The sequence below is a fragment of the Mesorhizobium sp. P2_A12 genome, from assembly GCF_056405075.1.
This window is the reverse complement of the sequence record NZ_JBFUCU010000013.1, coordinates 14,295-39,226: the sequence shown is the minus strand read 5'-3', so window position 1 is coordinate 39,226 and position 24,932 is coordinate 14,295. Positions and strand designations below refer to the sequence as shown.

The 24,932-nt window shown below is 63.3% G+C and carries 20 protein-coding genes; 15 read left to right on the top strand and 5 right to left on the bottom strand.

Annotated elements, in window-relative coordinates:
* Window positions 1-33 precede the first annotated feature (33 nt).
* From AC1DZU_RS25045 to AC1DZU_RS25025, 5 genes are all read right to left on the bottom strand, one after another.
* Window positions 34-1,476, bottom strand: coding sequence for an MFS transporter (locus AC1DZU_RS25045; protein WP_477289301.1), 1,443 nt, complete (start codon window positions 1,474-1,476; stop codon window positions 34-36).
* Between the two features lie 175 nt (window positions 1,477-1,651).
* Window positions 1,652-2,239: a sarcosine oxidase subunit gamma gene (locus AC1DZU_RS25040; RefSeq protein ID WP_477289299.1), complete on the bottom strand. Its 588-nt coding sequence runs from the start codon at window positions 2,237-2,239 to the stop codon at window positions 1,652-1,654.
* A complete protein-coding gene (locus tag AC1DZU_RS25035) occupies window positions 2,232-5,240 on the bottom strand; it encodes a sarcosine oxidase subunit alpha (RefSeq protein WP_477289297.1) in 3,009 nt (1,002 codons plus the stop codon). The genes AC1DZU_RS25040 and AC1DZU_RS25035 overlap by 8 nt, the downstream gene beginning before the upstream one ends.
* Entirely contained in the window at window positions 5,237-5,533 is a 297-nt protein-coding gene (locus AC1DZU_RS25030; protein ID WP_477289295.1) for a sarcosine oxidase subunit delta, read from the bottom strand. The genes AC1DZU_RS25035 and AC1DZU_RS25030 overlap by 4 nt, the downstream gene beginning before the upstream one ends.
* Window positions 5,534-5,543: 10 nt before the next feature.
* On the bottom strand, window positions 5,544-6,803 hold the full coding sequence (locus AC1DZU_RS25025) for a sarcosine oxidase subunit beta (protein ID WP_477289293.1): 1,260 nt from the start codon (window positions 6,801-6,803) through the stop codon (window positions 5,544-5,546).
* Window positions 6,804-7,010: 207 nt separating this feature from the next.
* On the opposite strand from AC1DZU_RS25025, the gene AC1DZU_RS25020 reads away from it, so the two are divergent.
* The 15 genes from AC1DZU_RS25020 to AC1DZU_RS24950 all read left to right on the top strand — a co-directional run bounded on the left by AC1DZU_RS25020 (window position 7,011) and on the right by AC1DZU_RS24950 (window position 24,914).
* Window positions 7,011-9,500: a mechanosensitive ion channel family protein gene (locus AC1DZU_RS25020; RefSeq protein WP_477289291.1), complete on the top strand. Its 2,490-nt coding sequence runs from the start codon at window positions 7,011-7,013 to the stop codon at window positions 9,498-9,500.
* 169 nt (window positions 9,501-9,669) lie between these two features.
* Entirely contained in the window at window positions 9,670-9,933 is a 264-nt protein-coding gene (locus AC1DZU_RS25015) for a hypothetical protein (protein WP_167392187.1), read from the top strand.
* Between the two features lie 228 nt (window positions 9,934-10,161).
* Entirely contained in the window at window positions 10,162-11,595 is a 1,434-nt protein-coding gene (locus AC1DZU_RS25010) for a UbiA family prenyltransferase (RefSeq protein WP_477289289.1), read from the top strand.
* Window positions 11,596-11,598: 3 nt separating this feature from the next.
* Complete coding sequence (locus AC1DZU_RS25005; protein WP_477289287.1) at window positions 11,599-12,948, top strand: FAD-binding oxidoreductase; 1,350 nt, start codon at window positions 11,599-11,601, stop codon at window positions 12,946-12,948.
* A gap of 124 nt (window positions 12,949-13,072) precedes the next feature.
* The gene (locus tag AC1DZU_RS25000) at window positions 13,073-13,504 is read left to right on the top strand and encodes an EamA family transporter (protein ID WP_095087322.1); all 432 of its coding nucleotides are present in this window, start codon (window positions 13,073-13,075) and stop codon (window positions 13,502-13,504) included.
* Complete coding sequence (locus tag AC1DZU_RS24995) at window positions 13,501-14,508, top strand: NAD-dependent epimerase/dehydratase family protein (protein WP_477289285.1); 1,008 nt, start codon at window positions 13,501-13,503, stop codon at window positions 14,506-14,508. Before AC1DZU_RS25000 ends, AC1DZU_RS24995 begins: the two co-directional genes overlap by 4 nt.
* 104 nt (window positions 14,509-14,612) lie before the next feature.
* On the top strand, window positions 14,613-16,043 hold the full coding sequence (locus AC1DZU_RS24990) for an aspartate aminotransferase family protein (RefSeq protein ID WP_477289470.1): 1,431 nt from the start codon (window positions 14,613-14,615) through the stop codon (window positions 16,041-16,043).
* Between the two features lie 23 nt (window positions 16,044-16,066).
* Window positions 16,067-17,299, top strand: coding sequence for a hypothetical protein (locus AC1DZU_RS24985; RefSeq protein WP_477289283.1), 1,233 nt, complete (start codon window positions 16,067-16,069; stop codon window positions 17,297-17,299).
* Window positions 17,296-18,054, top strand: a complete 759-nt coding sequence (locus tag AC1DZU_RS24980; protein ID WP_477289281.1) for an FkbM family methyltransferase — start codon at window positions 17,296-17,298, stop codon at window positions 18,052-18,054. Before AC1DZU_RS24985 ends, AC1DZU_RS24980 begins: the two co-directional genes overlap by 4 nt.
* Window positions 18,055-18,214: 160 nt before the next feature.
* Entirely contained in the window at window positions 18,215-20,776 is a 2,562-nt protein-coding gene (locus tag AC1DZU_RS24975; RefSeq protein ID WP_477289279.1) for a GcvT family protein, read from the top strand.
* Window positions 20,777-20,864: 88 nt separating this feature from the next.
* The gene (locus AC1DZU_RS24970) at window positions 20,865-21,713 is read left to right on the top strand and encodes a DUF1194 domain-containing protein (RefSeq protein ID WP_477289278.1); all 849 of its coding nucleotides are present in this window, start codon (window positions 20,865-20,867) and stop codon (window positions 21,711-21,713) included.
* 91 nt (window positions 21,714-21,804) lie between these two features.
* Window positions 21,805-22,149, top strand: a complete 345-nt coding sequence (locus tag AC1DZU_RS24965) for a peptidase inhibitor family I36 protein (RefSeq protein WP_477289276.1) — start codon at window positions 21,805-21,807, stop codon at window positions 22,147-22,149.
* A gap of 162 nt (window positions 22,150-22,311) precedes the next feature.
* Window positions 22,312-23,262 carry an ABC transporter substrate-binding protein gene (locus AC1DZU_RS24960; protein WP_477289274.1) on the top strand — a complete coding sequence of 317 codons (951 nt, stop codon included), beginning with the start codon at window positions 22,312-22,314 and terminating at the stop codon, window positions 23,260-23,262.
* A 90-nt stretch (window positions 23,263-23,352) separates the two neighbouring features.
* On the top strand, window positions 23,353-24,126 hold the full coding sequence (locus AC1DZU_RS24955) for an ABC transporter permease (protein WP_477289272.1): 774 nt from the start codon (window positions 23,353-23,355) through the stop codon (window positions 24,124-24,126).
* Entirely contained in the window at window positions 24,123-24,914 is a 792-nt protein-coding gene (locus tag AC1DZU_RS24950) for an ABC transporter ATP-binding protein (protein WP_477289270.1), read from the top strand. Before AC1DZU_RS24955 ends, AC1DZU_RS24950 begins: the two co-directional genes overlap by 4 nt.
* Window positions 24,915-24,932 lie beyond the last annotated feature (18 nt).

Here is a 24,932-nt window from a genome sequence, read left to right as displayed (position 1 = left end):
CTTGGCCAGAACCGGCCAACTGGGCGTCGAGCACTATTCCGTGTTCATCTGCGCGCCGTGGCCGCTGACATGGGCGCCGTCCTGCGGCGTCAGCTTGAGATAGGCGAGCAGCGCAGACAGCGTGATGACGCCCTCGATCACGAACAGGATCCGAAAATCGTTGGCGATCGCCGGACCGCCGCCGGCGAGAAACGACAGTGCCGCGGCGGCGAGGCCGACGCTGATCGCCACCGCGAGCTGCCACAGGATGTAATAGAGCGCGCTGAAGCGGGCGAGTTGCTCGGGTGCGATGTCGGAATAGGCGAGGTTGCCGGTCGACGCCCATTGCGCGGAGCGGAAGACGCCGAAGACGAAGATGTAGGCAAGCACGATCCAGACGGGTGTGGTTGCCTGCATCAAGGCAAAGCCGGCGACCATGGCTGCGACGATCGGCGTGTTGCAGACCAGCACGCGGCGGAAGCCGAAACGGTTGAGGACACGCGGCATGAAGAAGCGCATCGCCACCGAACCGACCGCGGCAACGAAAGTCAGCGATCCCGCCTGCACCGCGCTCATGCCGAAGCCGAGCTGGAACATCAGAGGCAGCAGGAAGACGACCGAGCTGAGGCCGATCGTGTCCAGGCCGCCGCCGGTCAGGAACGAGATGCGGAAGGTGCGGATGCGAAGGAGCTTGAGATCGAGCAGCGGATTGCGCACGCGCAGGCAGTAGAACGAGGCAATGGTCAGGATGACGAGCGCGAGCGCCAGTTCACCGGCGATGACGCTGCCGGCAGCGTCCTTGGCGGCAAGCGAGTCCATGCCGAACACTAGAAGCACCATGCCGCTGCCGACCAGCAGAAAGCCCGGAAAATCGAACGGCGTGCGCACCGGCTTGGTCACTGTCGGAAACAGCGAGGCGGCAAGGAGAGCCGCTGCCAGGGCGAATGGCACGTTGATGAAGAAGATCCAGCGCCAGGAAATGTAGGTGGTCAGCGCGCCGCCGACGAGCGGGCCAACCAGCGGCCCGGACTGGCCGGCCAGCGAGATGTACATGTTGATCTTCAGCGTGCGGCTGCGCGGAAAGGTCTGCAGGATGACGACCTGGCCGAGCGTGCCCATCAGCGCGCCGCCGAACCCTTGCAGCGCGCGGGCGCCGACCAGCATCCAGATGTTGTCGGACAACCCGCACAAGGCCGATGCGGTGGCGAACACCAGCAAGGCAAAGCAATAGACATTGCGCAGGCCGAAGCGATCGGCGGCCCAGCCTCCCAGCGGCATCGAGATGATCAAGCTGGCGACATAGACGGTGATCAACAGGCCGAGCTGGCTGGGCGGGCGGCCGAGGCTTTCGCCGATACCAGGCAGCGCCGTCACCACGACATTCTGGTCGAGGCTGGTCATGAAGACGCCGCAGGCAACCGTCAGTGGCAGCAGGAGCATGGCTCTGGCCGACACATCGGCGCGATCGGTGACGCCGGCGGATATTTCTGCGGTCATGGGGATGTTCGAACCAAACGAATGTGCCGAGTCTGAGACGGGATTCTCATATCCCTTGGGCCGGTCTGGCGGCCACGTTTCCCATCATGGCCACCCGCGGCGCGATTCTCTAGCGGCAGAACCGGCTGGCCTTGATGCCAGAAGCAGAGGCGTTGCGGCTATCCGGCCGCGCCGCCTACTGCACCTCGTAGCCGACTTCCTCGCTGGCATGGCAGAGCGCCTTCCAGAACGAGCGCGCGAACGAGCGAAAGACATAGATGTCGAACTGGTCGGAGCCGGTGCGCTGGATCTGGGCGAAGACATCGTGATGGGCGGTCGAGCGGCCGGCGCCGACCGGAAAGGCCGGCAGTGCGAAGTCGATGGCGAAGAACTTCGCCAGCACCCATTCGGCCTTCGGCCCGGCAATGCGAATGGCGGTGCGGCCATGCGACAGGTCGGTCACCGTGCCGATGGCCGGGGTGACCACCTTGGCAAAGGGGCCGGCCAGACCTTCGGCTTCATCGGCAACGGTGAACTTTCCCGGCGCGAAGCCGAAGACCGACTTCACGCCGTCGCTCAGGCCGCCGCCTGCGCCATCGGGTAGCGCAAGCCCGGTAACGGTGCGAATGGCGGCGATCAGCTTCTTCTCCTCGCCCGGCCAGGCTGCCAGCTGCACGATCGAACCGGGCCCGGTCTCGGTCAGGATGATCTCGACGCCATGTTCGAAATTGCCATGCGAGCCAACGTGAAACTCCGGCTCGAGCGGTGATTGACGCTCAACCATGCATGCGGCTCCCGTCAGGATCAAAGAAGTGGTTGGAGACGATCTCGACCGGCCCGAATCGGTTGCGCAACGGATCGGAGACATTCGCGCGCGTGCCGTGCCTTGCCTTGCCGCCCTTGACCAGCGCCAGCGCAATGTGTCTGCCGAGCGCCGGCGAATAGCAGCAGGCGGTGATGTGGCCGATCGAGCCGTGCGGATTGGCCTCATCGAGTTGCTCGACAATGTGCGCGCCGCCATTGAGTGGCCGGTTGTCGAGCGCGATCAGGCCGACGAGTTCCAGGCGGTCAGACGCGATCAGGCCCTCGCGGTCCATCATCGCCGAGCCGATGAACGGCTTTTTCTTCGACAGCATCCAGTCGAGGTGCAGGTCGCGGGCCGTGGTGCGGCCGTCGATCTCGGCGCCGGTGACATGGCCCTTTTCGATGCGCATCGTGCCCAGTGCCTCAAGCCCGTAGGTGACCAGCCCGAACGGCTTGCCGGCCTCGATCAGCGCCTCCCAGACATGGGTGCCATGGCCGGCACCGGAATAGACCTCGAAGGCCATTTCACCGGAGAAGGAGAGCCGGCAAATCATCACCGGGACACCCGATATCTCGCCGCGCACGATGCCCATGAAGGGCAAGGTAGCATTGTCGACCGATGTGCCGGTGACGCAAGCAGCGAGGATCTGCCTGGCCTTCGGTCCGCCGATCGCGGCGCCCGCCCATTCGTCGGTCACCGAGGTGACGTGCACCTTGAGCTCCGGCCAGATCACGTCGAGGAAATATTCCAGATGCTGCATCACCTTGCCGGCGTTGGCCGTCGTCGTGGTCATCAGGAAATCCTGCTCGCCCAGCCGCCAGGTGGTGCCGTCGTCGAAGGCTAGGCCGTCCTCGCGCAGCATCAGCCCGTAGCGCGCCTTGCCGACGGCCAGCGTCGAAAACATGTTGCTGTAGACGCGGTCGAGGAATGCGGCGGCGTCGGGCCCTTGCACGGCGATCTTGCCCAGTGTCGAGACATCGACGATGCCGGCGCTTTCGCGCGTCGCCTTGGCTTCGCGCACATAGGCCTGCTCGACCGTCTCTCCGGCATGGCCGTAGATCATCGGACGGTACCACAGGCCGGCCGAATACATCGTCGCGCCATTGGCGAGATGCCAGTCATGCATCGGCGTCAGCCGCTCGGGTTTCAGGTCACCGAAGCGCTCTGCCGCCAGCGAGCCGATCGATACCGGCGCAAAGGGCGGGCGGAAGCGTGTCGTGCCGACCTCGGGGATCGGCTTGCCCAGCGCCTCGGCCATGATGGCAAGGCCCGGAACATTGGAGCTCTTGCCCTGGTCGGTCGCCATGCCGAGCGTGGTGTAGCGCTTCAGGTGCTCGACCGAGACAAAGCCTTCGCGGTGTGCCAGCCGCACATCCTCCGCAGTCACGTCGTGCTGGAAATCGACAAAACTCTTGCCTTTGGCCCTGATCTCGAACACCGGCGCCGGATCGGGGTCGCCAGGAACGGCTTCGACAGTGGGCAACGCCGCCGGCGTGCTGGTTCCGCCGGCCGCGGCAAGGCCAGCGGCGCGGCCTTCGGCGATGGCTTCAGTGGTGGAAAAACTGCCGGTGAAGGCGCCGGCGCCGATCCAATGCTGAGTTGGCCCTTGCTGCGTCGGCTTCGGCGGCAGGAAGGCCTGCCGCGCGGCGTTCCATTCCGCCTTGGCGCCGGCCTGGCTGGCCAGATGGATGGTCGGCGACCAGCCGCCCGACATCAGCAGGCAATCGGCATGGATGCTGCGGGCGTCGCCGGTGAGCGAGCCGTTGGCCATGTCGAAGCGTTGCAGCTTGAGGCCGGTCAGCGCCTTGCCGCCCTCTGTGGCGACGACGGCATGACCGGCGAAGATCTCGGCCTCGGCCTCCGTGGCCAGCTTGCGCATTTCGGCTGAAGGCTCTGGCCGGACGTCGACGATGGCAACGACCGCCGCACCCGCCTTCTTCAGGGCGACGGCCGCTCGGTAGGCGCTGTCGTTGTTGGTGAACAGCGCGATCCGTTCGCCCGGCAGCACGCCGAACTCGTTGGCGTAGCGCTCGGCGGCATGCGCCAGCATCACGCCCGGCCTGTCATTGCCCGGGAATACCAGCGGCCGTTCGAATGCGCCGGTGGCGAGCACCACGGAGCGGGCGCGGATCGCCCAATAACGATGGCGCGGCTCGCCCTTGCCGGGCTGCTCCTTGTGGTCGCTGACCCGTTCGAGCGCGGCAAGGGTGTTGTTGTCGTAATAGCCCCAGACCGTGGTGCGCGGCAAAAGCCGGACATTGTCGCGGCCTTCGAGCTGGGCGACGGTGCGGCGGGCCCAGTCGGCGGCCGGTGCGCCATCGATGGTTTCGCCTGACCAGTTGGCAGCGCCGCCGAAACGCGGCTCGAGATCAGCCAGCATGACGCGGGCGCCCTGATCGGCAGCGGCCTTGGCGGCCATCAGCCCGGCCGGACCGGAGCCGACCACCAGCACGTCGCAAAAGGCGTTCATGCGCTCGTAGCGGGCCGGGTCCTTCGCCGATCCGGCGCTGCCAAGACCGGCGGCGCGGCGGATGAAATGTTCGCAGAACATCCAGAAGCGCGTGCCCTTGAGCGGACCGATCACCGGCCCCATGAAGGTCTTGTAGTAGAAGCCGGCCGACAGGATCTTGCCGCCAAGCTGGTTGACGGCGTTGACGTCCCAGGCAAGCGAGGGAAAGCGGTTCTGGCTGATGACGACCAGCCCGTCATGGATCTCGACCATGGTCGCCGGAATGTTGGGCTCGCGAACCTCGCCCTTCAGCACCGTCACCAGCGCGTTGGGCTCCTCGACGCCTGCGGTGAGCAGGCCGCGCGGGCGGTGATATTTGAATGAACGCCCGTAAAGGGTGACGCCCCTGGCCAGCAGCGCCGACGCCAGCGTGTCGCCGGCATGGCCGGTATAGGCCGCTCCGTCGAAGGTGAAGCGGACGGTTTTCAGCCGGTCTATGCGGCCGCCGGTGTCGGTGCGGCGCGGGCTCATGACTTGTCCTCCGCCTTGCGGCGCGCGGTCGAGGTGTGAGCGCCGCGCATGAAGGCGACGCTCAAAATCTCATGTGTCAGCGTGTTGCGCACGACCCTCAGATGCGCGCGGCAACCGCCGGAATGCTGCCAGATTTCGTTGTGGTCACCGGCCGGGTTCAGCCGGTCGTAGACATAGGCGTTCCATGCCTCGAAATTCTGCGAGGCGGGCTCGGGACGCTCGCGGTTGCCGTCACCTTGATAGGTAAATTCGACGACGTCGCGCGGGCCGCAATATGGACAGGTGATCAACATGGGACCTTACCTAATGCAGCCGCGGGTTTGCACCCTGGCCCTTGTCGTCGATCACCAGGCCGCGGTGGAAGCGGTCGAGCGTGAAGGGGGTGTTGAAGTCGTGCGGCTGATCCTTTGCGATGGTCCAGGCAAAGCACCAGCCCGAGGCCGGCGTCGCCTTGAAGCCGCCATAACACCAGCCGCAGTTGAGATACATGCCGGGCAGGGGGCCGGTGGTGATGATCGGCGAGCCGTCCATCGACATGTCGCAGACGCCGCCCCAGGAGCGCAGCATGCGCACGCGGGCAAGGCCCGGAAACAGCGCCAGCATCTCGCTCATCACCTCGTCGACGATGGGCAGGTTGCCGCGCTGGGCATAGCTATTGTAGCCGTCGATGTCGCCGCCATAGATGAGGCCGCCCTTGTCCGACTGCGACATGTAGAAATGGCCCATGCCGAAGGTGACCACGGTGTCGATGAAGGGTTTTAGCGATTCGGTGACGAAGGCCTGCAGCACGTGGCTTTCGATCGGCATCGTCGCGACGCCGGCCAACTGCATGACGCGCCCGGTGCTGCCGGCGACCGCTACGGCCACCTTCCTGGCGCGGATGTCGCCGCGCGAAGTCGTGACGCCGGTGACGCGGTCGCCGTCGCGCAGGAAGCCGGTGACCTCGCAATTCTCGATGATGTCGACGCCGCGCCGGTCGGCGCCACGCGCATAGCCCCAGGCCACCGCATCGTGGCGGGCGGTGCCGGCGCGCCGCTGCATCAGGCCGCCGACCACCGGGAAGCGTGCGCTGTCGGAGATATCGAGCGCCGGGATCAGGCGTTTGATCTGCGCTGGCGTCATCAATTCAGCATCGACGCCGAGATGGCGCATGGCGTTGCCGCGCCGTGCATAATCGTCGAACTGGGCCGGCGTGTGGGCCAGGTTCAGGCAGCCGCGCTGGGAGAACATGACATTGTAATTGAGGTCGTGCGACAGGTTCTCCCACATCTTCATCGAATGCTCGTAGAAGCGGGTGTTGGCGGGCAGCAGATAATTCGAGCGCACGGCCGTCGTGTTGCGGCCGACATTGCCGGAGCCGAGCCACCCCTTTTCCAGCACCGCGACATTGGTGATGCCATGTTCCTTGGCGAGATAGTAGGCCGTTGCCAGCCCGTGGCCGCCGCCGCCGATGATGATGACATCATAGGACGCCTTCGGATCCGGCTTGCGCCAGGCCGGCTTCCAGTCCTTGTTTCCCTTGAGCGCGTTCGCAAGCAGCGAAAAGGCCGAGTACTCTGCCATCATTGTCATCCGGTTCGGGCGATGCGGCAGACTATAGAGCAGGCCGCATCCGCAAAGCCAATATTGCGCCATCGCCTTTCGACTGGCCGACGCCCGCGATCGGATGAGTCGAGCGATCGGATGCGACGGCTTGCCCCATGATATGGCCGTCTTTATCAATGACAGGCTTTTTAGATGCCTTTGCCGCTCGTGAGTCGCCAACAAATCATGCTTTTCCGGTTGCTTCGCCTCATTTTGATCCTAGCGCTTGTCGTCTCGGCGCCGCCTTCGTTTGACGCGATGGCGCAAGCGCTCGGTCAGGGCGCTGCCGGATTGATCACCGATCAGCAGAAAGTCATCCAGGGCCTGACGGCCAAGACTGACGACCTCGAGAAGAAAATACAGCAGGACGGTGAGGACGATGCCTCACTTGTCGATATTCGTCTGCAACTGGAGGACGTGTCGCGTGCGGCACTTACCAGTGCGCTGGCGTTTCGTTCGCGCCTCACCGACATCAACAATCGGATCGAGGTGCTGGGCCCGCCACCCGCGGCGGGGCAGCCGCAGGAGCCCGACATAGTGACAGGCGAACGCCAGGCGTTGGCGTCGGAAAAGGCCGAGATCAACGCAGTCGTCGCCAGCGCGCAGAACCTGTCGATCCGCATCAGCGGGCTGGTCGACAAGATCGGCAACATGCGCAGCGCGCTGTTCCGCAACCTTTTGACCAAGCGCTACGTGCTGTCCGATGCCCTGAGCCCTGAGGTCTTCTCCGACGCCCATGACGAATACGCCAACCTGTACAAGGCGGTGTCGTCCTGGCTGATCTTCGCTTTCAAGTTCAAGTTCAAGGCCATCCTGGCAGCGACCTTCGTGGCGCTCGGACTTGCGCTGGTGCTGCTGGTCGGGGGCAGGCGGCTGTTCGGGCGGGTCTTCGAAGCCGACCCGACGGTCGAGGAACCGTCCTATCTCAGCCGTCTGTCGGTGGCGTTCTGGTCGACTTTGCTGCCGTCACTGGCGGTCAGCGTATTCCTGGCCTCCACGGTGTTCTTATTTAACTATTACAATGTGTTGCGCGGCGACATCGGGGTCTTCCTGAACGCGCTGGCGGCTGTCATCGCTGTGGTGTTCGGCGTCAACCGGCTGACCAATGCGGCGCTCGAGCCGCGGCTACCGAACTGGCGGCTCATTCCCGTCGAAACCGGCCCGGCGCGCTGGCTGGTGCGGCTGACAACCGCCATGGCAGTGGTCATCGGCGTCAACTATTTCCTGTCCATCGTCAACGACAAGATGGGCTCGCCGCTGTCGCTGACCATCGCCCGGAGTTTCGGCGCCACGATCATCTTTGGCGTGATCCTGATCCTGATGGCGATGCTGCGGCCGTTCAGGGCGCGTGATGGAAGCTGGCGGCCGTGGCCGGCATGGCTGCGCTACATGGCGCTCGCGCTCGGTCTGTTCACCATCGCTGCGGCCTTGCTCGGCTATATTGGCCTTGCCATCTTTGTCTCGGTGCAAGTGTTGGTCACCGGCACCATCCTCATCACTTCCTATATCGGCTTCCTGTCGGCGCGGGCGATCGGCGAGGAGGGCGCTTTCGCCGACACGTCCGTTGGGCGCTGGCTGTCCGCCAATTCGAGTTACGATGACGCCGCCCTCGATCAACTCGGCCTCGCCGTCAGCGTCGCCATCAACCTGATGATCGTGCTGGTGTTCCTGCCGCTGATCCTGTTGATGTGGGGCTTCCAGCCCGGCGACATCGAGGCCTGGGCCTACAAGCTGGCAACCGGAGTCACCATCGGCTCGGTGACGATTTCGGTCGTCGGCATCCTCTCCGGCATCGTCGTCTTCATCATCGGCTATTTCCTGACGCGCTGGTTCCAGGGCTGGCTCGACGGCTCGGTGATGGCGCGCGGCAAGGTCGATACCGGAGTACGCAATTCGATCCGGCTGGCGGTCGGCTATGCCGGCGTTGCGCTGGCGGCACTGGTCGGCATATCGGCTGCAGGCATCGACCTGTCCAGTCTTGCGCTGGTCGCAGGAGCGCTTTCCCTTGGTATCGGCTTTGGCTTGCAGAATGTGGTGTCCAATTTCGTCTCCGGCCTGATCCTTTTGGCCGAGCGGCCATTCAAGGTCGGTGACTGGATTGTCGCCGGCGATGTCAGCGGCACCGTCAAGAAGATCAGCGTGCGCGCCACCGAGATCGAGACGTTCCAGCGGCAGTCGGTGATCCTGCCCAATTCGAACCTGATCAACAACGCCGTCGGCAACTGGACGCATCGCAACAAGCTTGGCCGCGTCGACATCAAGGTCGGCGTCGCCTATGGCAGCGACGTCAAACAGGTTCACGCCATCCTGCTGGACATCGCACGCAGCCACCCCATGGTGCTGAAGAATCCGGAACCCTTCGTGCTGTTTTCCAATTTCGGCGCGGCAGCACTGGAATTCGAGATCCGCGTGTTCCTGGCCGATGTGATGAACGGCAATATCGCGCAGAACGACATCCGCTTTGCCGTGCTCGAGAAATTCAACGGCGAGCATATCGAGATTCCTTCGACGCCACGCGCTGTCGTCGAGGTCCGCAAGCCAGAGGCCTGGCCGACCGACGACGACAAGATCGAGGCCGACTTCGCTGAACAGGAGCAGGCCAAGGTGGAAGCCGCGGCCGAGGCGAAGCGGCTCGCCAAATCGGGACGCAAGGTGCGCAAGCCCGATCCCGACTAGGGGGTGCTGACAGTCAGCTGGCCCTCGCGCTCCCAACCAGCCAAAGCCAATTGCGGCATGAATGCGGCATTCAGTTGCGGTTCAGCTTCCATCTCATATAAGCTCCCATGCAAAGGCGAAAATGCCTTGCGAAATGCAACAGAGGCGGTGGGAACACCGATATTGCAACATGTGGAAGTCTCTCGTCGCTGCCGTCGCTTTGGCCGCTGCCATCGGCTCGACCCATGCCGCCAGCGCGGTCAACAAGGACGCCGAGACCCGCACGCTGATCGTGACGGAGGGCGGCAGCAAATCCGACCTTGCGCTGGCCGCTGGCGAAACCGTTGAATTCTGCCCGAACGGTTGCTTCGTCACCTTGCCCAATGGTGATCTCGAAGCCCTCACTGGCTCGGAAACCGTCGAAATCTCGGGCGGCGTTGCCCGCATCAAGTAATTCCGGCGACATGACGAAAAAAGGCCGGGCATTTGCCCGGCCTTTTATTGTTCGCGGTAGCGTTTGCTTAACAATGACGCTGGAAATACCGCCGCGACAACCGCCTGCATCCGGGCGTTTTAACGTTCGCTATGCCGTTCCCGGCTATACCAGCTTCAAGACGCCGAAACGCGGCGCGCAACGAGGCTCCGGTTTTCCGGATCATACGGTGGCAGGGCAGGACGGGCTATGGATGCGCGGTCGGACAGGAACGCAATACCGTTTGCGGTCGATCTCGACGGCACGCTGATTGCTACCGACCTGTTGTGGGAAGGGCTGTTCATCCTTCTCAAGAAGAACCCGCTCTATATCTTCCTCGTGCCTTTCTGGGCCGCCCGAGGGCCGGCCCGGTTGAAGCAGGCGATCGCCCAGCGCATCGACATCGATCCGGCAACGCTGCCCTATCGCGAGGCGTTGCTCTGCCGTCTCCGGACCGAGCACGCCGAAGGCCGTAAGATCGTGCTGGCGACGGGCACGCCGCGCAAATTCGCCGATGCCATCGCTGCCCATCTCGGAATTTTCGACCGGGTGCTGGCCACCGACGGTTTCGACAATCTCACCTCCGGCAAGAAGCGCGCCTCACTGATCGCGGCCTATGGCGACGGCGGCTTCGATTATGCCGGCAACAGCCGACACGACCTCCAGGTCTTCGACTCGGCGCGTACGGCAATCGTCGTAGCGCCCGACCGTCATGCCGCGCGCTGGCAGGCAGCCCACGGCGCCGAGACGATGCCGACGCCGAAGCCGACATTGCGGACCGTCGTCAAGATGTTGCGGGTGCATCAGTGGCTCAAAAACTCGCTGATCGCCGTGCCGATGGTGCTGTCGCATGAATATTTCAACACCGACATGATCTGGGAATGCCTGCTGGCATTCGTTTCGTTCAGCGCCGTGGCCTCGGCCATCTACATCCTCAACGATTTCTTCGACCTTGCGCTCGACCGCAAGCACGCCACCAAGCGCAACCGGCCGTTCGCCAGTGGTGCGCTGTCGATCCCGTTCGGCCTTGGCGCGATCGCGGTGCTGCTGGCGATCGGCTTCGCCACCGGGTTGCTGTTGTCGCCCGAATTCCTGGCCGTGCTTGGCGGCTACATGGTGGTCACGACGGCCTATTCGCTGTCGTTCAAGCGCATGCTGCTTGTCGACGTGCTGACGCTTGCCGGCCTCTACACGATCCGTGTCCTGGCGGGTGCGGCCGCGACCGGTGTCGACGTCTCGTTCTGGCTGCTCGCTTTCTCGATCTTCTTCTTCCTGTCGCTGGCGCTGGTGAAGCGCTTCGTCGAACTGCGCACCACCGCCAATCCGCCCGGCGAACGCATTGCCGGCCGCGGCTATCGCACCGAAGACCAGGAGATCGTCGCCCAGGCCGGCATGGCTTCGGCCTTCTCCTCGGCGCTGGTTCTGGCGCTCTACATGGACAGCGTCGCGGTGCGCGAGCTTTATCCGCATCCGTGGCTGATCTGGCCGCTGGCGCCGATCGTGCTTTATCTCACCATGCGCGTCTGGATCCTGGCGCGCCGCGACGAGATGCATGACGACCCGGTCGTCTTCATCATCCGCGACTGGCGCAGCCAGATCGTTGTGCTGATCGGCGCGGTGATGCTGGTCATCGGGGGCTGGTAGGGGATGGCCGAACGCTTCCAGAGCTTTGGTCTTGCCACGCCGCCGGCGCCACGAGCGATCGGTGCAGATGACGGCATTGCCTTGCTGAAGGGCGGCCAACCCAAGCCGGCGTCGCTGCTCGCCTATGGCAACGGGCGTTCCTACGGCGATTCCTGCCAGAACGAGGCCGGCACGGTCGTCGACATGCGGTCTTTGAACACCATCCGCGCCTTCAATGCCGAGACAGGCCTTCTTGAAGCCGATGCCGGCGTGCTGCTGTCCGACATCATCGCACACGCTGCCCCTTACGGCTTCTTCCCGGCGGTTGTTCCAGGCACGCAATTCGTCACGCTCGGCGGCGCGATCGCCAATGACGTGCATGGCAAGAACCATCATCGGCGCGGCACCTTCGGCTGCCATGTCGAGACCTTGACGCTGCTCAGGTCCGACGGAAAGACCCGTCACTGTTCGACGACCGACAATGCGCGGCTGTTTCGGGCGACGATCGGCGGAATGGGGCTGACCGGCCTCATCGTGTCGGCCTCGATCCGGCTGATGCGAGTGCCTTCGCTCGACATCGTCGAGAGGGCGACGCCGTTTCGCGATCTCGGCGAATTTTTCGGTCTGGCCGAGGCGGCCGACCAGGCCAATGAATATGCGGTCGCCTGGATCGACCAGTTGGCCAGCGGCCGCAACAGTGGTCGCGGCCTGCTGTTCACGGGCAATCACGCCGAGCACGGCTCGCATGCCGCCGCGCGCGCCGGCGGCACGCTATCGGTGCCGGTCCAGCCGCCTTTCAATGTCCTTAACCGGCCGTTCCTGACCGCCTTCAACGCCGTCTATCGGTGGACGAAGCGCCGGTCCGCGGCGCCGCGCCAGGTTGGATACCAGGGCTTCTTCTTTCCGCTTGATGGCGTACGCGACTGGAACCGGCTTTACGGACCGAAGGGACTTTTCCAGCACCAGAGCGTGATGCCGGAAGAGACAGCGCGCGAAGCGGTGCCGGCGCTGCTGGCGGCTGCAAGGCAGGGCGGGCAGGGGTCGTTCCTCACGGTGCTGAAGCGGTTCGGCTCGATCCGCTCGCCGGCACTGCTGTCGTTCCCGCGTCCCGGCTATACGCTGACGTTGGATTTCCCCAACAGAGGAGCGGCAACGCTTGCGCTGCTTCGGGAACTCGACCGCATCGCGGTCGAGGCCGGCGGCGCGGTCAACCCCTATAAGGATGCCCGCATGGGCGCCGACATCTTCGCTTCGTCCTTTCCCGAATGGCAGCGGCTGGAAGCGTTGCGCGATCCCGCCTTCATGTCGTCATTCTGGGCTCGGACGGCAAGGAAACTCGATACGCGGCGCGGTACGGTCGAGGCGGCGGAATAGATAAAACTTGAGTAATTCTTGGTTATCAAATCGTTAAATTGACGATTCACTCAAAACATTTTCGTGGCTTCACGAAATATTTGCGGGTTTGTAATAGGAAGCGTGAAGGGGTGGTTGGGAACACATGAAATACATCGTCTTCATTCTCTTTACGGTCATGACCAATGCCGCTGCGCAGCTGATGCTGAAGCAAGGTATGATGTCGCTGGGGCCGATCTCGTTCGAGGGCGTCAATCCCCTGGTCAAGCTGTTGCAGATCGTCTTCAGCCCCTGGGTGTTCCTTGGCCTGTGCACCTTCGTCATCTCGATGGCCTCGCACCTCTATGTGCTGTCCAAGGTCGAGCTTTCCTTCGCCTATCCGTTCCTCAGCCTCGCCTATGTCGCTGTTGCCATCTTCGCCTATTTCGTCTTCCGCGAGGACCTCAATGGCTGGCGCATCGCCGGCATCGCCTGCATTTGCGTCGGCACGGTGCTGATCGCGCAAAGCGGGCGCGGGCATGAGGCGCAAACGGCTTCGCTTTCCTCCGACAAGATTCACAGCGAGACTATCCAATGAGACATGTGATTTTCGGTGGCGACGGTTTCGTCGGTCGCCATCTTGCCCCGAAGCTTGTCGCCGATGGTGAAGAGGTTGTCGTCGCCGACATCGTCAGGAGCGACCTGCCGCATTACCGCAATGTCCGCTTTATCAAGTGCGATGTCACCGATCCGGCCTCGGTCGCCGCGGTTGGGCTGAAGGCCGACGACATGGTCTACAATTTGTCGGCCAAGATGCTGTCGCCGATCCAGGTTCGCGCCAAGCGGCATGATTTCTTCTTCCCGGTCAATTTCCATGGCACCGAGCACATCATGCAGGCGATGGACAAGGCCGGCGCATCCAAGCTCGTCCATTATACCACCGACATGATCTACGGCCACACAGTCACCCAGCCGATGACGGAGGAGCATCCAGTCGCGCCGCTTGGCGAATATGGCTGGTCGAAGCAGAAAACCGAGGAACTGGCCGCCGAATGGCGCAAGCGTGGCATGTCGATCTCGCTGTTTCGCCCGCGCCTGATCATCGGTCCCGGCCGGCTCGGCATTCTGGAAAAACTGTTCAAGCTGATCGACTGGAGTTTTCCGGTGCCGATGATCGGTTCGGGCAGAAATCCCTACCAGTTCATCTCGGTGTTCGACTGCGCCGAGGGCGCGCGCGCCGCCTGGAAGGCCGGGGTGCCTGATGAGGCCTATAATCTGGGCTCGCTCAAGCCACCGCCGGTCAAGAAACTGCTCGGCGACCTGATCAGGCACGCCGGTTCGAAATCGATCCTGATCCCGACGCCGGGCTGGGCGGTGAAGCGCACGCTCGATTTGCTCGACCTCTTGAACATGCCGATCATGGATCCGGAGCAATATCTCATCGCCGACGAAGAGTGCGTCCTCGATGTCTCCAAGGCCGAGCGCCAGCTCGGCTGGGTGCCGCAATATCGCGACGAGGACATGCTGATCGCCGCCTACAGCGAGTACCGCGCCAAGAAGGCAGGTCACGCCGTCGCCACCAGACATGTGCCCGCCGAATAGCGGTTCGCAAAACAGCTTTCGTTGCGCACGATCCTGGTCATGCGCGCAGACAGGAGATTGAAATGACCGTCATTGCCAAGCCCGAACAGACGAGCGCGCGCACCATGGTCAGCGCGCCGGCGCTGTCGCCCGCCACCATCGCCAAGCCCGAGCTGATCAGCGTCGAGCAGGCCAAGGCGATGGACGTCGCTGCGATGACCGACCTGTTCAAGGCGCATCTCAACCCCGGGCAGCTACATTTCATGAAGCTGCTCGGCTTCCACAAGATCAAGATCGAGCGCGCCGAGGGCATGTTCTACATCGACCAGAACGGCCGCAAGATCCTCGACTTCTTCGGCGGTTTCGGTTCGCTGGCCTTCGGTCACAACCATCCGCGCATTCTGGAAGCGCGGAAAAAATTCCAGGAGGAGAAGCGCCAGGAGATCGCCATCGCCTTCATGTCGCAATATGCGGCGGCCCTGGCGCACAACATCGCCAAATGCTCACCGGGCGATCTCGACATGGTGTTCCTCGGCTCGTCAGGCTCCGAAGCGATGGAAGCGGCGGTCAAGCTCGCCGAGCGCGCCGCAGGCCCGAAGCGGCCGAAAATCGCCTATGCCGAGAATTCCTTCCACGGCAAGACCAAGGGCGTGCTGGGCATCACCGACGGCCAGCTTTATCGCGCCGACTTCAAGATGGCGGACAATACGGTCCGCGTCCCCTTTGCCGACATCGAAGCGGTCGAGCGTCTGTTCCGCTCCGACTCGGAGGTCGGCGTCATCGTGCTCGAAACCATCCAGGGCGGCGGCGGCATCATCCAGGCTCCGGCCGAATACTGGCAGAAGCTGCGCGCGTTGTGCGACCAATATGGGGTGCTGTGGGTCGCCGACGAAGTGCAGTGCGGCTATGGCCGCTCGGGCCGCTTCTATGCCTTCGAGCATTACGGCGTCATTCCTGACGTGACGGCGCTGGCCAAGTCGCTTGGTGCAGGCAAGGCGGCGGTCGGCGCGATGATTGCCCGGCGCGAGGTCTACATGAAGGCCTACGGCACGCCGAAGACGGCGATGATCCATGCGATGGCGACCTTCGGCGGCATGGGCGAGGCCTGCGTCACCTCGATCGAGGGGCTCAACGTGCTCTATGACGAGGGGCTGATCGACAACGCTGCGGTCACCGGCGATTACCTGCTGCAGCGGCTGCAGGCGCTCAAGGACAAATATCCCAAGATCATCAAGGACGTGCGCGGCAAGGGCTTCATGGTCGGGCTGGAGTTCCACGACTTCTCGCAGACCTTGCCGATGGTGCTGCGGCCGATCGTCAGCGTGCTCGACGACAGGCTGAAAGGCTCGCTGTCGGGCTTCATCGGCGCGCTCTTGCTGCGTGACTACGACGTGCTCGTCGCCTTCACCGAATACAATCGCAACGTCATCCGGCTCGAGCCGCCGCTGATCTGCCAGCGCGAGCATGTCGACCGTTTCGTCGATGCCTTCGACAGCCTGGTTTCGCGCGGCATCGTGTCGATCGTCAAGGATTTCGTCAAAAGCCAAGTCCGGTAAAGCGAAGGTCGCTGAGCAAAATCATGCTGACCAAGTCTCCCTTTGCGAAAAACCCACTCGACCGGCTCACCGAGGCCGGCCTGACGTGGGGCGAGGGGACCTATGCGCGTTTGGCGGCACCTATCGGCGCGGCGGCTTTCGCGCTCTACATCCTGCTGACGGCGTTCACGGCATGGGTGATGCCGGACGCCAACTGGGACATGCTGCCCTATCTCGCCATCGCCGAGGAAGGCACCTATCCCGATGCGCAGGCGCTGCATGACTATGCTTACATCACCGTCAAGGCCGGCGTGTCGGCGGGCGACTACAAGATGCTGACCGATGATGGCGGCGGCTTCCGCAGTCACATGGCGGAGAATGCCGCCGACTTCCATTCGCTGCTCGGCATGTACCGGATCAAGTTCCTCTATGCCGAGATCTTGTCGACGATGAGCTCGGTGATGTCGCCAGTCGAGGCGATGCGGCTCGTCTCGGTGTTCTCCGTGCTGTTGTTCGGCGCGATCGCACTGCTCTGGCTGCGCTCGGAGCGGGCACTGGCGCTGGCGCCTCTGGTCGGCGCGGTGCTGATCATGGCCGACTTCGGCGACGCGGCGCGTGCCTCGACGCCTGACCTGTTGTGCTCGGCGCTGTTCCTCGGCGGGCTTTACGCCTATGTCCGCGGCCGCGAGGCGGCAACGGCGATCCTGCTCTTCCTTGCCTTCATGGCGCGGCCGGACAACATTGTTTTCCTTGCCATTTTCGCTGTGTTGCTGGTCGTGTTCAGGCAGAAGGCGTGGGGTGCTCTGGCCGGCTTTGTGGCGTCCTTCGTCGCCTATTTCGCCATTTCGCACTGGGCCCATCACCCCGGCTGGTGGCCGCATCTGTGGTTCTCCAGCATCGAGCAGCACTACAATATGAACGGGTTCGAGCCGCCCTTCTCGATCACTGCCTATCTGCGGGCGTTTGCCACGTCGCTGTTGCGCGCCGTCAGCCTGAACAGCTGGGTCGGCGTGTCGGTGCTGGCTTTGGCCGGCTGGTACGCGGCAAGCCGCGCCGGCTTTCGCCTCGAGCGTCGCGCCGGCATCCTTTTTGCAGCACTGGTGCTCGGCGTGCTGGCGAAATTCGCCGTGTTTCCGATCCACGACACCCGCATCTATTTCCCCAATCTGATCCCGCCGTTCCTGCTGCTGGCGACGCCGCTGATGGCGCTGTGGGCGACAGTGGCGCGTGGCCAGCATCGCGCCGCCCTGCACGTCATTCCCGGAGACAAGTCATGAGTTCCGTATCCAGCCTGGCGCGCATTGCCCTGTCGCTCGGTCTTCCCGTTGGACTTCTCGATCGCGGGCCATCGCTGCGCGGCACGAAATTCCTGGCCAAGGCGGCGCTGAAGGCGCGCTTCGGCGGATCAGGGCGCCCGTTCCAGATGGTCAATGTCGGCGCCTGCGACGGTGCGCTGTTCGATGACGTCACGCCGTGGCTGCACCGCATAGCTGGTGCACGCGCCATGCTGGTCGAGCCGATCCCGTACAATCAGAAGCGGTTGCGCGCCAACTATCCCGACACGAGCCGGTTCATCATCGAGCCGGTGGCTGTCACCAAGACGAAGGGCACGATCACCGTCCACACCTTCGATGCCGCGGCACTCGAGGCCGGCACGTTGCCGATCGAGTTCATAGGCTGCTCGTCGGTGACCGACACCAATCTGATGTCGGGCAAGAATGCCTGGGACGAAGCCGACGCCAACTTCAACAAGTTCGCGCCCCATCTGAGAGACATCGAAGTGCCGTCGGAAACGCTGCAGACCCTGCTCGACCGCAACGACATCAGCCACATCGATGCCTTCCTCGTCGATTGCGAGGGCGCCGACTGGGTCGTCTTCGAACAACTCGACCTCAAGCGCTATCGCCCAGGCATGATCAAGGTCGAGGTCGGTGCGCTGCCGGCGGCCGAGATCGGCCAGGTCGTGGTCAAGCTGAAGACAGCAGGCTATCAGGTCGGCATCCAGGCCGAGGATGTGTGGGCCTTCGCTTGAGCTGATCTTCCGGCAGAAATAGAAAACCGCCCTAGGCGCTTGATGTGAACCATTCGGTCGTCTGGTCGCTCGGCTTTTTGCCAATGTCGCAAACAGGCTTCATCAGCGCCACCGCTCCGCCCTATAGTCCGCCCGCTTTATCACTTTGGAGTCGCGGGCAATGGCAGAGTTTCCGAAAAAGGCGAAGGTCGTCATCGTTGGCCTGGGCGGCATTGTCGGTGCATCGATCGCCCATCACCTGATCGAACGCGGCTGGGACGATATTGTCGGCATCGACAAGTCCGGCATCCCGACCGACATCGGCTCGACCGCGCATGCCTCCGACTTCTGCTACACCACCAGCCATGATTTCCTGTCGTGCTGGACGACGCTGTACTCAATCGATTTCTACGAGAGGATGGGCCACTACGCGCGCATCGGCGGCCTCGAAGTGGCTCGCGTTGGCGACGACAGCCGCATGGACGAGATCAAGCGCAAGATCGCCTCGGCCAAGGCCTTTGGCACGCGCGCGCGCCTGATCGAACCTGCCGAGATCAAGGAAAAATTTCCGCTGATCGAAGAAGGCATGGTGCAGGGCGGCCTGTGGGATCCGGATGCCGGTCTTGTCATCCCGCGTTCGCAGACCGTCGCCGGCAAGCTGGTCGACCAGGCGGAAGCCTCCGGCAAGCTCAAATCCTTCGCCAACACTCCGGCAAAGTCGCTCATCGTCAAAGACGGCCGCATCGCCGGCGTGGTGACCGATCGCGGCACCATCGAGGCCGATTATGTCGTGGTCTGTGCCGGCATCTGGGGCCGGCTGATCGCGGAGATGGTCGGCGAGGATCTGCCTGTCATGCCGATCGACCATCCGCTCACCTTCTTCGGCCCGTATAACGAGTTCGCCGGCACCGGCAAGGAGATCGGCTGGCCGCTGCTGCGTGATCAGGGCAATTCGGCGTACATGCGTGACACCGGCGATCCCAAGACCGCCGAGGGCGGGCAGATCGAATGGGGCTATTACGAAGAGACCAATCCGCGCCTTTGCCATCCGCGCGACCTGCTGGAGAAGGACCAGGCCCGGCTTTCGCCTTCGCAGCGCGATCTCGACATGGAGCAGATCCTGGGACCGCTCGAACGCGCCATGGAACTGACGCCGATCCTGGGCGAACTCGGCTACAACGAGAGCCATTCCTTCAATGGTCTCTTACAGGTGACGGCGGATGGCGGCCCGTCGATGGGCGAAAGCCAGAAGGTGAGGGGCCTGTGGTATGCCGTCGCCATCTGGGTCAAGGACGGGCCCGGCATGGGCAAGCTGATCGCCGACTGGATGACAGACGGCCGCACGGCGATCGACCATCACGCCATCGATTATGCGCGTTTCTATCCGCACCAGACGAAGGAGCAGTTCATCTGGGACCGCTGCACCGAGACGGCGATGAAGGTCTACAATCCGGCGGTGCATCCCCGCGAACCCTTCTCCAAGGCCCGCAACATCAGGCGCTCGCCGTTCTGGCAGCGCGAAAAGGAACTCGGCGGCTATTTCATGGAACTCGGCGGCTGGGAGCGCGCCCACGGCTATGCCGCCAACGAGCATCTTCTGGAAAAATACGGGAACCGGGTGCCGGTGCGCGAGAACGAGTGGGACAATCGCCATTTCTGGCGCGTCTCCAATGCCGAACATCTCGCCATGAGCGAGGATTGCGGCATCGTCAACCTGTCGCACTTCTCGATGTATGACATCGAAGGGCCGGACCATGTCGCGTTGCTAGAATGGCTGTGCGCGGCCAAGATCGGCGGCGACAACAACATCGGCAAGGGCATCTACACCCACTTCCTCGACGAGGAAGGCATGGTGCGCGCCGACTTCACCGTCATCCGCATGGCCGACCGCTGTCGTTTGATCGACGGGGCGGACGCCGGCCCGCGCGACTTCCAGTACATGCGCCGTACGGCGCAGGACAAAGGTTTCGACGTCACGATCACCGACGTGACCGAGAAATACGTCACCATTGGCATCTGGGGTCCGAATGCCCGGGCGACCTTGCAGAAGGTGGTCGAGAATCCGGACGGGCTCTCGCTTGAAAACTTCCCGTTCGCGGCGATCAAGCCGGTCCGGATCGGCGGCAAGGACGTCACCGCCTTCCGCATCTCCTATGTCGGCGAGCAGGGCTGGGAATTGCATATGCGCTACGAGGATGGTCTCGCGGTCTGGGACGCGCTGCGCTCGACCGGCGTGATGCCCTTTGGCGTCGAAACCTATGCCAACACGCGCCGCATGGAAAAGAGCCTGCGCCTGCAGAATGCCGACCTGCTGACCGAGTACAATCTGCTCGAAGCCGATCTAGCCCGTCCGAAGGTCAAGGAGAACGATTTCTGCGGCAAGGCCAAGCATGTCGAGTACCGCGCGCGCGAGCACCAGCCGGCCACGCTTTGCACGCTGGTGATGACCGAGAATGTCGATTCGAAAGGCGTTGCCCGCTATCCCGTCGGCACGATGCCGGTGATGGACCCGAAGACGGGTGAAACGCTGGTCGACGAACTCGGCCGCCGGTCGTTCACGACCTCGATGGCCTATGGGCCGACCTTCGGCAAGAACATCGGTCTCGCCTATCTGCCGTGGGCGTTTGCCCAGGAAGGCCGCAAGCTCACCATCGAGTATTTTGGTGAGACCTATCCGGTCGAAGTCGCCGCGGTCGGCTACAAGCCGCTCTACGATCCGGAAAACCTCAAGCCGCGCAGCTGAGTACCGGCAAGCGCGAAACAGCGTGAAGCCCGGCTCTTGGCCGGGCTTTTCACTTTTTTATCGGACGATTCTCGCTTACCGTTGCGGCATGTCTGCTTTTTCAGGTGCAAGACATGTCTTGTCGGGCAGCGCCGCGATCGCAATGATGCTCTGGCTGACGCCGGTGTCCACCGCGGATGAACCGGTCGATGTCGAGCTGGTGCTGGCCGTCGATGTTTCCCTGTCGATGTCGCCCGATGAACTTGAGATCCAGCGGCACGGCTACGCGGCGGCGCTGACGCACGACAACGTGCTGCAGGCGATCGCCGACGGCGCTCATGGGAAGATCGCCGTCACCTATGTCGAGTGGGCCGGCACCACCTGGCAGCGCGTCATCGTGCCGTGGACGGTGATCGCCAATCGCGCCGACGCGGATCGTGTGGTTGCGCAATTGTCGGCCCACCCGCCCGGCAGCGCGCGGCGCACCTCGATCTCCGGCGCGCTGGAGTTCGGCAGCGATCTTTTTGCTGAAAGCGGCTACCAGGGAGACAAGCGGGTCATCGACATTTCGGGTGACGGTCCCAACAACCAGGGCGCGCCGGTCAACCTCACCCGCGACGGGCTGGTCAAGCAAGGCATCGTCATCAACGGGCTGCCGCTGATGACCCGAGGCGGCTTTTCCGGCGCCTACGACGTCAACAATCTCGATCGCTACTACAGTGATTGCGTTATCGGCGGTCCTGGGGCCTTCATGATCCCGGTCAACGACTGGACGCAATTTCCCGAAGCCATCCGCCGCAAGCTGGTGCTGGAGCTTGCCGGCCCGGCCTCACCGCAATGGGCGGCGGAAGAAGCCGCGCATCCACCAGTTGTGTTGGCGCAGGACGCGCCCGCCAGCGACTGCCTGGTCGGGGAGAAAATGTGGCGCAACCGCAGCTGGATGTTCGACAGCCGCTAGGCTTGCCTCTCCGGCGGAAGCAATGGCAAACTGGCGAAGCCGCGCGATCCTGCGGCGGGGGCGCCGCGGTCAGAACCGAGGAAAACATCAGATGAAACGTCTTGCCATCCTGACTGCCGTCGCATCCGTGCTTTTTGCTGACGGCGCCAGCGCCCAATACAATGATGAGCCCGCCTGCATCATGTTCGAGCACGCAAATTTTCGCGGGCGATCTATCGGCATGGGGTCCGACGATTCCGTGAATTTTCGCGGCGGTCAGTTCTGGAACGACCGTGTGTCGTCGGTGATCGTCCGTCGGGGTTGCACGCTCGTTGCCTATGAGGACTCGCGGATGGGCGGCCGTTCGATCGAGATCAAGCGCAGGGTCCGTAATTTCGGCGGCAGCGAGTGGAACGACCGCATCTCGTCGGCGGAGTGTTATTGCGACGACTACTGAAGGCATGCCGGATTTCTGGGGGCTGATGCCGTTTCGGCGGCGGGCGGGCGATCCAGTGGGGCTATCGGCGCCGGCCCGCATTGCACCTCACCATCTGTTCATTGACAAGCCGATTGGCCTCTGTGACACAATTTCCTCAGAGAAAACAAAAGGGGAACTGACATGACCAGGATCGCCGTTCTTGCCGCAACATTGACCTTTGCCGCCGGCTTGTCCGCACCGGCGATGGCTGCCACATCTGTCACCATCGGCATCAGCGGCTGGACCGGCTTCGCGCCGCTGACGCTTGCCAAACAGGCAGGCCTGTTCGAGAAGCACGGCCTCGACGTGACCTTGAAGAAGGTGCCGCAAGCGAGCCGGCCGCTCGCCATCGCCAGCGGCGACCTGCAATGCGCCGCCACCACGGTCGAGACCTGGCTGGTCTGGAATGCCAGCGGCGTCACCACCAAGCAGATCTTCCAGCTCGACAAGTCCTATGGCGCCGACGGCATCGTCGTCCGCAACGACATCAAGACCGTCGCCGATCTCAAGGGCAAGAATGTCGCGTCCTCGGCACCGGGCACGTCGCCCTACTTCATGCTCGCCTGGGTGCTGAACAAGAACGGCATGTCGACCAAGGATGTGACCGTCGTCAACCTGGAGCCGGACGCGGCGGCGCAGGCCTTCCTCGCCGGTCAGAACGACGCCGCCGTCACCTATGATCCGTTCATCTCGGCGGTGCGAGGCAAATCCGACCAGGGCCATATCCTGGCGACGACGCTCGACTACCCGATGGTGCTCGACACGGTCGGCTGCACGCCCGAATTCCTTAAGGCCAATCCCGATGCCGCCAAGGCACTTGCCGACAGCTATTTCGAAGCGCTCGACCTGATCAAGAGCGATCCGCAGAAATCCTACGAGATCATGGGCGCCGACGTGAAGCAGTCGGCCAAGGAGTTCGAGGATTCGGCGAAGTACCTGAAATGGGCCGACAAGGCCGAGAACAAGCAGTTCTTCACCAAGGAATTCCAGGACTTTTCCAAGACCGCCGGCGATCTTCTGCTGCAGATGGGGCTGATCAAGGAAGCGCCCGACGTCACCACGCTGGCCGACACCAGCGCGGTGTCGAACTGACAGTCCGGCCTTCGGCCATCTCGCGGCGGCGCTCGGCGCCGCCGTTTTCTCCTGGACAAGTGACGATTTGAAGATGGGGACGATTTGAAGATGCGCCCCTTGCATCCAGTCTCGCCGGGCATCCGAACCGTGCTCGGCATCTCCTTCTTCGTGCTGTTCGTTGCCTTCTGGGCGTGGATCACGCTTGGCGGCCACGTCAATCGCATCTTCCTCGCCGATCCGCTGTCGATGCTGCGGGATGGCTGGCGGCTGCTGGTCGAGGATCGCTTCTGGCTCGACATACTGATCACCATCTGGCGCGTCTTCGGCGGCTTCCTGCTGGCCTCGGTCGTCGCGGTGCCGCTCGGCATCGCGATGGGCGCCTGGAAGCCGGTGGAGGCGTTCCTGGAGCCTTTCGTCTCCTTTGCCCGTTACCTGCCGGCCTCGGCCTTCATTCCGCTGCTCATCCTGTGGGCCGGCATTGGCGAACTGGAAAAACTGCTCGTCATCTTCGTCGGCTCGGTGTTCCAGATCATCCTGATCATCGCGGTCAAGGTCGGCGGCACGCGCCGCGACCTGGTCGAGGCTGCCTATACGCTGGGCTCCACCAACAACGGCATCGTCAGCCGTGTGATCATGCCGGCCAATGCGCCGGAGATCGCCGAGACGTTGCGGCTGGTGCTCGGCTGGGCCTGGACCTATGTCATCGTCGCCGAGCTGATCGGCTCGTCCTCCGGCATCGGCTACATGATCATCAACAGCCAGTCGCGGCTGGCGACGGGGCAGATCATCTTCGGTATCATCGTCATCGGGCTGATCGGACTGTTGTCCGATTTCGCTTTCAAGGCCTTCAACCGCTGGCTCTTTCCGTGGAGCCTGGCGTGAGCAAGCTTCTCATCGAGGGCGTTTCGCGAACGTTCGCCGGCGTGCGCGGCGGGGAGCCGGTCAAGGCGCTGATGCCGGTCGACCTGGCGGTCGCGGCCAACGACTTCATCACCATCCTGGGTCCATCGGGCTGCGGAAAGTCGACATTGCTCAGAATTGTCGCCGGCCTGGAAGCGCCAAGCGAAGGCCGGGTGCTGCTCGACGGCAAGGCGGTGACCCGGCCTGGGCCAGATCGCGGCATGGTCTTCCAGTCCTACACGCTGTTTCCCTGGCTGACGGTGGCCGAGAACATCGCCTTCGGCCTGCGCGAACGCGGCATGCCCGAAAGGGAGCGTGACGGGATCGTTGCTTCCTATATCGATCTCGTCGGGCTGAAAGGGTTTGAGAGCCATTGGCCGAAGCAGCTTTCCGGCGGCATGCAGCAGCGCACGGCTATAGCCCGCGCGCTGGCCAACGATCCCGAGATCCTGTTGCTCGACGAGCCGTTCGGCGCGCTCGACAACCAGACGCGCGGGTTGATGCAGGAGCTGCTGCTCGGCATCTGGGAGCGTCGCAAGAAAACGGTGCTGTTCGTCACCCACGACATCGAAGAGGCGATCTTCATGGCGTCGCGCGTGATCGTGATGACGGCCCGGCCCGGCCGCATCAAGTCGGATGTCGCCATCGACCTGCCGCATCCGCGCCACTACACGCTGAAGACCAGCCCGGAATTCTCGGCGCTGAAGGCACGGCTGACCGAGGATATCCGCGTCGAAGCGATGCGCACGGCGCAGGCGCAGAGCGCCTAGGCAACCTTGATCCGCCGG

Coding starts and splice junctions, on each gene's coding strand:
- AC1DZU_RS25045 (WP_477289301.1), bottom strand. CDS start 1,476: ATGACCGCAGAAATATCCGCCGGCGTCACCGATCGCGCCGATGTGTCG.
- AC1DZU_RS25040 (WP_477289299.1), bottom strand. CDS start 2,239: ATGGTTGAGCGTCAATCACCGCTCGAGCCGGAGTTTCACGTTGGCTCG.
- AC1DZU_RS25035 (WP_477289297.1), bottom strand. CDS start 5,240: ATGAGCCCGCGCCGCACCGACACCGGCGGCCGCATAGACCGGCTGAAA.
- AC1DZU_RS25030 (WP_477289295.1), bottom strand. CDS start 5,533: ATGTTGATCACCTGTCCATATTGCGGCCCGCGCGACGTCGTCGAATTT.
- AC1DZU_RS25025 (WP_477289293.1), bottom strand. CDS start 6,803: ATGGCAGAGTACTCGGCCTTTTCGCTGCTTGCGAACGCGCTCAAGGGA.
- AC1DZU_RS25020 (WP_477289291.1), top strand. CDS start 7,011: ATGCTTTTCCGGTTGCTTCGCCTCATTTTGATCCTAGCGCTTGTCGTC.
- AC1DZU_RS25015 (WP_167392187.1), top strand. CDS start 9,670: ATGTGGAAGTCTCTCGTCGCTGCCGTCGCTTTGGCCGCTGCCATCGGC.
- AC1DZU_RS25010 (WP_477289289.1), top strand. CDS start 10,162: ATGGATGCGCGGTCGGACAGGAACGCAATACCGTTTGCGGTCGATCTC.
- AC1DZU_RS25005 (WP_477289287.1), top strand. CDS start 11,599: ATGGCCGAACGCTTCCAGAGCTTTGGTCTTGCCACGCCGCCGGCGCCA.
- AC1DZU_RS25000 (WP_095087322.1), top strand. CDS start 13,073: ATGAAATACATCGTCTTCATTCTCTTTACGGTCATGACCAATGCCGCT.
- AC1DZU_RS24995 (WP_477289285.1), top strand. CDS start 13,501: ATGAGACATGTGATTTTCGGTGGCGACGGTTTCGTCGGTCGCCATCTT.
- AC1DZU_RS24990 (WP_477289470.1), top strand. CDS start 14,613: ATGGTCAGCGCGCCGGCGCTGTCGCCCGCCACCATCGCCAAGCCCGAG.
- AC1DZU_RS24985 (WP_477289283.1), top strand. CDS start 16,067: ATGCTGACCAAGTCTCCCTTTGCGAAAAACCCACTCGACCGGCTCACC.
- AC1DZU_RS24980 (WP_477289281.1), top strand. CDS start 17,296: ATGAGTTCCGTATCCAGCCTGGCGCGCATTGCCCTGTCGCTCGGTCTT.
- AC1DZU_RS24975 (WP_477289279.1), top strand. CDS start 18,215: ATGGCAGAGTTTCCGAAAAAGGCGAAGGTCGTCATCGTTGGCCTGGGC.
- AC1DZU_RS24970 (WP_477289278.1), top strand. CDS start 20,865: ATGTCTGCTTTTTCAGGTGCAAGACATGTCTTGTCGGGCAGCGCCGCG.
- AC1DZU_RS24965 (WP_477289276.1), top strand. CDS start 21,805: ATGAAACGTCTTGCCATCCTGACTGCCGTCGCATCCGTGCTTTTTGCT.
- AC1DZU_RS24960 (WP_477289274.1), top strand. CDS start 22,312: ATGACCAGGATCGCCGTTCTTGCCGCAACATTGACCTTTGCCGCCGGC.
- AC1DZU_RS24955 (WP_477289272.1), top strand. CDS start 23,353: ATGCGCCCCTTGCATCCAGTCTCGCCGGGCATCCGAACCGTGCTCGGC.